A 5579-nucleotide genomic window follows, 5' to 3' on the forward strand; every position below is an offset into this window, starting at 1 on the left:
TGGATCGAGACCGAGTTCGTCAACGAGATCCCGGCCTTCACCGTGCCGGGGGCTGACGAGGACGAGGACGAGGCCGGTCGCGAGACGATCGTCGTAGAGGTCGGCGGCAAGCGCCTGGAAGTCTCGCTCCCGTCCTCGCTGGGCATGACCCTGGCCCGCACCGGCCTGGCCGCGGGCGCCAAGCCCAAGCGCCGGGCCGCGAAGAAGTCCGGCCCGGCCGCCTCCGGCGACACCCTCGCCTCGCCCATGCAGGGCACGATCGTCAAGGTCGCGGTCGAGGAGGGCCAGGAGGTCAACGAGGGCGACCTCGTCGTCGTACTCGAGGCCATGAAGATGGAGCAGCCGCTGAACGCGCACCGCTCCGGCACCGTCAAGGGCCTGGCCGCCGAAGTCGGCGCGTCCGTCACCTCCGGCGCCACGATCTGCGAGATCAAGGACTGACGCACAGCCGTACGCGACTGAGGGCCCCGCCGAAACCGGCGGGGCCCTCAGTCGCTGCTGCTGTTTGGCCACATGGACGGTCACCGTCTCGTCGACAATCTCGTACAGGACGCGCCAGGACCTACATGGAGCCGGGAGTAACCCGACCCTGCCAGCAGCGTGGCATCTGCGGGACGGGGGTCAAAAAGCCGGCCGACCAGCCGGCCGGGCTGGTTCCGAGCCTCGCCTGAGATCCCAGTCGCTTGCGCGATGGCATCCTGGAGACCGTAAGCAGGGGCAGACGCCGACGGACACGACCTGGGGAAGGGCGACGCGATGGCGACCAGCGGTGCACAGACGTCGACGGCGTCGGCACGGCCCATGCGCGCCGATGCCCGCCGGAATTACGAGCGCGTGCTGGCCGAGGCGCGTATCGCCTTCGCCGAGCACGGCACCGACGCCTCGCTCGAAGACGTCGCGCGCCGCGCCGGGGTCGGCATCGGCACGCTCTACCGGCACTTCCCCACCCGCCACGCGCTCATGAGCGCCGTCTTCCAGGGCGCCGTGGATGAACTCCTCGCGCACTCACGCGAGCTCGCCGACAGCGAGGCGCCCTGCTCGGCGCTCGTCACCTGGCTCCGCGACATCGTGACCCATGCGGGTGAGTACCGAGGTCTCGCCCGCGAGCTCATGTCGGCCTCGCGCGACGAGAGTTCCGCACTGGCGCGATGCAGTACGCCGATGAACGCGGCCGGTGAGCGGCTGCTCGTACGGGCTCAGGAGAGCGGCGCCGTCAGGCCCGACGTATCGATCGGTGACCTGATGCAGCTGACCAACGCCATCGCACTGGCCGCCGAACAGGCGCCGGACGACCCGGAGTTGGCCGACCGCCTGCTGACGCTGACGCTGAAGGGGCTGCGGGCGGAGAAGGAAGCGGCGACGTAACCTCGCCGTTTCGGCTCTTCAGCGGCGGCGCAGATCGGCGACGCGCGCCCGTTCCCGCTCGGCGGGGCCCGCCTGCTGCTCCGCCAGAGATCCCGCGCTGCGCAATTGCGCCCCGGGCCCGCCCGGGTGCGTACGCCGCTGGCCCGGCAGGGGCATGTCCCGGCGGGGCTGGCGCCCCGGCGGGACGCCGTCGCCCCCGGCGCCCGCGACCCCCGGCCCGGCCACGGCGATCTGCACTCCCTGATCCGCCAGGGCCTGCAGTTCGGTGGCCGCACGGTCGTCGTGCTGCGGCGGCTCGTCGGTGACGAGGCGCGTGATCACGTCGGTGGGCACCGTCTGGAACATGGTGTCGGTGCCGAGCTTGGTGTGGTCCGCCAGGACCACCACCTCGGCGGCGGCCTGCACCAGTGCCCTGTCGACGCTGGCCGACAGCATGTTGGAGGTGGACAGGCCGCGCTCTGCCGTCAGCCCGCTCCCGGAGAGGAACGCCCGGGAGACCCGCAGCCCCTGGAGGGACTGCTCGGCGCCGCTGCCGACCAGCGCGTAGTTCGAACCGCGCAGGGTGCCGCCGGTCATGACGACCTCGACTCGGTTGGCGTGCGCCAGCGCCTGGGCCACCAGCAGGGAGTTGGTGACGACGGTCAGCCCGGGGACCCGGGCCAGCCGTCTGGCCAGTTCCTGCGTGGTCGTCCCGGCGCCGACGACGATGGCTTCGCCCTCTTCGACGAGTCCCGCGGCGAGGTCGGCGATGGCCGTCTTCTCCGCGGTCGCGAGATGGGATTTCTGCGGAAAGCCGGACTCCCGCGTGAAACCGCCCGGCAGTACCGCACCGCCGTGCCGGCGGTCGAGGAGTCCTTCTGCCTCCAGTGCCCGCACGTCCCGCCGTACGGTCACTTCGGAGGTCTGGACGACGCGGGCGAGCTCACGGAGCGATACAGCCCCGTTGGCGCGCACCATTTCGAGGATCAATTGGCGACGTTCTGCAGCGAACACGAAACTGACAGTAACCCCAGCGACCGATAGTTTTCAGCAGTTTGCGCCGAATAACAGAAGTTGTGCGCAAACTGGGGCCCCGAGTGGTATACGCGCCGTGCGCGCCCCCTGCTACGCCTCGGCGGACGTCTTGCGGGTGTGCAACTGCCGTGCGACCTCGGCGATCGAACCCGACAGGGACGGGTAGACCGTGAACGCGTTCGCGATCTGTTCCACGGTCAGATTGTTGTCGACCGCGATCGAAATCGGGTGGATCAGCTCGCTCGCGTGCGGTGAGACGACGCAGCCGCCGACCACGATGCCCGTACCGGGACGGCAGAAGATCTTGACGAAGCCGTCGCGGATGCCCTGCATCTTCGCGCGCGGGTTGCGCAGCAGCGGCAGCTTCACGACGCGCGCCTCGATCTTGCCCGAGTCGACGTCCGACTGGCTGTAGCCGACCGTCGCGATCTCGGGGTCGGTGAAGACGTTCGCCGAGACGGTCTTGAGGTTCAGCGGAGTCACCGCGTCGCCGAGGAAGTGGTACATCGCGATCCGGCCCTGCATGGCGGCGACCGACGCGAGCGCGAAGACGCCAGTGACGTCACCCGCGGCGTACACGCCCGGCGCGCTGGTGCGTGAAACCCGGTCGGTCAGGATGTGGCCCGAGTCCTTCAGCCGGACCCCGGCCTCCTCCAGGCCCATGTCCGCCGAGTTCGGGATGGCGCCGACGGCCATCAGGCAGTGCGTACCGCTGATGACACGCCCGTCGGACAGGGTCACTTCCACCCGGTCGCCGACCCGCTTGGCGGACTCGGCGCGCGAGCGGGCCATGACGTTCATGCCGCGGCGCCGGAAGACGTCCTCCAGGACGGCGGCGGCGTCCGGGTCCTCACCCGGCAGCACGCGGTCGCGCGACGACACGAGGGTGACGCGCGAGCCGAGCGCCTGGTACGCGCCGGCGAACTCCGCGCCCGTGACACCGGAGCCGACCACGATGAGCTCCTCGGGGAGCTCATCCAGGTCGTACACCTGCGTCCAGTTCAGGATCCGCTCGCCGTCCGGGAGCGCGTCGGGGATCTCGCGCGGGTGCCCGCCCGTCGCGATCAGTACGGCGTCGGCGGTGAGGCGCTCCTCATTGCCGTCTCTGTACGACACGACGACCGTGCGGGAGCCGTCGGAGCCCTGCTGCCCCTCGATGCGGCCGCGGCCGCGCAGCACGCGCGCGCCCGCACGCGTGACGGACGCGGTGATGTCGTGGGACTGCGCGAGCGCGAGGCGCTTCACGCGGCGGTTGACCTTGCCCAGGTCCACGCCGACCACGCGGGCCGCCTGTTCCACGTGCGGCGTGTCGTCGGCGACGATGATGCCCAACTCCTCGTACGAAGAGTCGAAGGTCGTCATCACCTCGGCCGTGGCGATCAAAGTCTTCGACGGTACGCAGTCGGTGAGCACCGACGCCCCGCCCAGACCGTCGCTGTCGACTACCGTCACCTCCGCGCCGAGCTGGGCGCCCACCAGGGCCGCCTCGTATCCGCCGGGTCCGCCACCGATGATCACGATCCGGGTCACGAAAAAGTCCGCCTCGCATTGTCAATCCCGGCCCGCCTGCCCGCTCGGCCGGGGATCCGGGGATCGCCCGGGGGGAATGCAGTACGTACTCCATTGTCCCGCACGCTTCAAGGTGCTTCGCCCCGGGGCCTCCATCCGGCCGCAACGCTCCGCGGCCCCCGCCGCTCCACCCCCTCCCGTACCCTCGATCACATGTCGCTCTACGCCGCGTACGCCGGCAACCTCGACGCGCGGCTGATGACGCGCCGCGCACCGCACTCACCGCTGCGCGGGACCGGCTGGCTCAACGGCTGGCGGCTGACCTTCGGCGGGGAGTCGATGGGCTGGGAGGGCGCGCTCGCCACCATCGTCGAAGCCCCTCGCTCACAGGTCTTCGTCGCGCTCTACGACATCGCTCCGATGGACGAGGACTCCATGGACCGGTGGGAGGGTGTCGGGCTCGACATCTACCGCCGGATGCGGGTGCGCGTGCACACGCTCGAGGGCGAGGAGCCGACCTGGCTGTACGTCCTGAACGGGTACGAGGGCGGCCTCCCCTCCGCCCGCTACCTGGGAGAACTCGCCGACGCCGCGGAGTCGGCGGGCGCGCCGCACGACTACGTCATGGAGCTGCGCAAGCGCCCCTGCTGAGGGGTGTGAGCCTGCCTTCGTCCGATCCGACAAGGCAACGATCGCAACACCGTCGGCAGTGACATCTACGCGCGTAGGGCGAGAGCGGTTACCCTCGTCGGCGTGAACGCATCTGTTACCCCTGCCCCCACCGACGGCTTCGCCGACCCCCACGCGGCAGCCGACGCCGCCGCCGCCCGCCTGCGCGAGCTGACCGGAGCCGAGACCCACGACGTCGCCCTCGTGATGGGGTCGGGCTGGGTGCCGGCCGCCGAGGCGCTGGGCGCGCCCGAGCACGAGTTCGCCGTCACCGAGCTGCCCGGCTTCCCGCCGCCGGCCGTCGCCGGACACGCGGGCACGGTCCGCTCGTACAAGATCGGCGACAAGCGCGCGCTGGTCTTCCTCGGCCGTACGCACTACTACGAGGGCCGCGGTGTCGCCGCCGTCTCGCACGGCGTACGTACCGCCGTCGCCGCCGGCTGCAAGACCATCGTCCTCACGAACGGCTGCGGCGGCCTGCGTCCGGGCATGCGCCCGGGCCAGCCGGTCCTGATCAGCGACCACATCAACCTGACGGCCACCTCGCCGATCATCGGCGCGAACTTCGTGGACCTGACGGACCTGTACTCGCCGCGGCTGCGCGCGCTGTGCAAGGAGGTGGACGCGACGCTCGAGGAGGGCGTGTACGTCCAGTTCCCCGGCCCGCACTACGAGACCCCGGCCGAGATCAACATGGTCCGCGTGATGGGCGGCGACCTGGTCGGCATGTCCACGGTCCTCGAGGCCATCGCCGCCCGTGAGGCGGGCGCCGAGGTGCTCGGCATCTCTCTCGTCACCAACCTGGCCGCGGGCCTGTCGGGCGAACCGCTGAACCACGAGGAAGTCCTCCAGGCCGGCCGCGACTCCGCGACCCGGATGGGCGCACTCCTGGCCCAGGTCCTCGAACGCATCTGACCCCGCCCAACTGGGGCTCCGCCCCAGACCCCGCTCCTCGAACGCCGGAGGGGCTGGAGTGGGGGGGGGGGGGGGGCGGGCGGCGCCCCGGACGCGCGCCCCCCGCC

6 protein-coding genes are annotated in these 5579 nt (G+C 71.1%); 4 read left to right on the plus strand and 2 right to left on the minus strand.

Annotated elements, in window-relative coordinates:
• Positions 1-441: biotin/lipoyl-containing protein (locus ABZX79_RS37000; RefSeq protein WP_355268184.1), on the plus strand; the 441-nt coding region annotated here is incomplete at its 5' end.
• A gap of 315 nt (positions 442-756) precedes the next feature.
• On the plus strand, positions 757-1365 hold the full coding sequence (locus ABZX79_RS37005; protein WP_355268187.1) for a helix-turn-helix domain-containing protein: 609 nt from the start codon (positions 757-759) through the stop codon (positions 1363-1365).
• Between the two features lie 18 nt (positions 1366-1383).
• Here ABZX79_RS37005 and ABZX79_RS37010 read toward each other — a convergent pair whose 3' ends face one another.
• Both ABZX79_RS37010 and ABZX79_RS37015 read right to left on the minus strand, forming a co-directional pair.
• Positions 1384-2358: a DeoR/GlpR family DNA-binding transcription regulator gene (locus ABZX79_RS37010; protein ID WP_355268190.1), complete on the minus strand. Its 975-nt coding sequence runs from the start codon at positions 2356-2358 to the stop codon at positions 1384-1386.
• Between the two features lie 111 nt (positions 2359-2469).
• Positions 2470-3909, minus strand: coding sequence for an NAD(P)H-quinone dehydrogenase (locus tag ABZX79_RS37015; RefSeq protein ID WP_355268193.1), 1440 nt, complete (start codon positions 3907-3909; stop codon positions 2470-2472).
• A 192-nt stretch (positions 3910-4101) separates the two neighbouring features.
• On the opposite strand from ABZX79_RS37015, the gene ABZX79_RS37020 reads away from it, so the two are divergent.
• Entirely contained in the window at positions 4102-4539 is a 438-nt protein-coding gene (locus ABZX79_RS37020) for a gamma-glutamylcyclotransferase (protein WP_214970098.1), read from the plus strand.
• 102 nt (positions 4540-4641) lie between these two features.
• Positions 4642-5472 (plus strand): purine-nucleoside phosphorylase, encoded by an 831-nt coding sequence (locus ABZX79_RS37025; RefSeq protein ID WP_355268198.1) that lies wholly within the window; start codon positions 4642-4644, stop codon positions 5470-5472.
• The last annotated feature ends 107 nt before the right edge of the window (positions 5473-5579 follow it).

Origin of the sequence: Streptomyces sp. NPDC002994, assembly GCF_040611155.1 — a bacterium.
Lineage (GTDB): Bacteria > Actinomycetota > Actinomycetes > Streptomycetales > Streptomycetaceae > Streptomyces.